At 66.1% G+C, this 1,284-nt stretch carries 1 protein-coding gene; it reads right to left on the reverse strand.

Annotated features, from left to right (window positions below):
* A partial coding sequence (locus tag TU34_RS22085; RefSeq protein WP_150116675.1) for an IS1380 family transposase occupies positions 1 to 1,271 on the reverse strand: 1,271 nt, incomplete at its 3' end.
* Positions 1,272 to 1,284 lie beyond the last annotated feature (13 nt).

Here is a 1,284-nt window from a genome sequence, read left to right on the forward strand (position 1 = left end):
GGGGTGTGTAGTAGCCGGTATCGCAGGGCTTTGGGGGCGCACGAGCGGAGTTGGGGTAGCTGGTGCAGGGCGAGGAGCCGGAGCCAGGCGACGAGGTCGGCGGCGAGTTGCACGCAGGTCAGCCAGGCGGTGTTCACATCGGTCTGTCTGGATGGGAATCGTTGTAGTCCGGTGTCTTTGGCGTCTTTGATGCGGTCCTCGACGCGGGCGTGGGCGCGGTGGCGGGCCTCGAGAAACGCGAGCCCACCAGTGGTGGTGCTGGTCGCGAACGCTTGGTAGCGCCAGCCGTCGGCCTCTTCGAACAGCGACAACTGGGCGCCGGGGTGGGGTTTTTCGCGGCGCACGATGACCCGCATCCCGGGCGGCCAGCCGGTGAGGTCCAGAAGTCCGGTGAGCTCAACGACGTGGGCTTTGTCGCGAACAGACCCATCAGCGGCGGTCGCCTCGGTCCACACCGAGGGTTTCACTGCTGCGATCGCCGCCCGTACCGGGGCATTGACTGCGAATCCGACGCTGTAATCGACCCGCCGTCGGTGAATCTGATTCAGTTCATTGAGCCAGCTCAGCAGAGCCTTCGACGCGCCGGCACCATCAGCGCGGACCAGTAGCCGTCTGCGATGGGTGCCCGGAACTTGCGCGATGGCATCGGCGAGGACCGCGATGTGATCGTCAGCGGTGTTCGCGCCGGAGTTTCCTGGCCGTAACGTCGCGGCGAGCATCTCCGAGGTGTTGTCGCACCACACTCCGATCGGGTGAAACCCGTAGGTGCCCTTGAACGTCGGGGCTGCGTCCTGCTTCTCGGAGTGCGCGATCACGATCGTGGCATCGACGTCGAGGACGACCACATCACCGAGGTCACACCCAGCAACGCGTGACGGCGGTACTCCGCCGGGTAGCTGCGCCCAGACGTGGCGGCGCACTCGGGCCCGCGCGGTAGCAATCCGCCGGTGATCGGCCGGGGTCAGGTGTGACAGCGTCCGCCACGTTGTCGGCGCGGATGCCACTGGGCCAAGTACCGGCGACTGGTGCCGCAAAACCGCCATATCGGAGATCGATTCACCACCATCGACGAGCAGCGTTGCCACATCGACGAGGACCTGGCCGCGGTCGTGGACCGGGCGAAACGAGCGCCGCGCGACCGCTTCGGACAGGCCCGCGGTCAGGCCCATTCGATCAGCGATCGATCGGATCAGCACGGTTCCCGCATGCCCAATCACGCCACGCCCACCAGATGTGACCGACAAGCCCGATGACCACGATGTACTCTTCACCTACGGAGTGCCT

It is taken from the genome of Williamsia herbipolensis (genome assembly GCF_000964005.1).
Lineage (GTDB): Bacteria > Actinomycetota > Actinomycetes > Mycobacteriales > Mycobacteriaceae > Williamsia_A > Williamsia_A herbipolensis.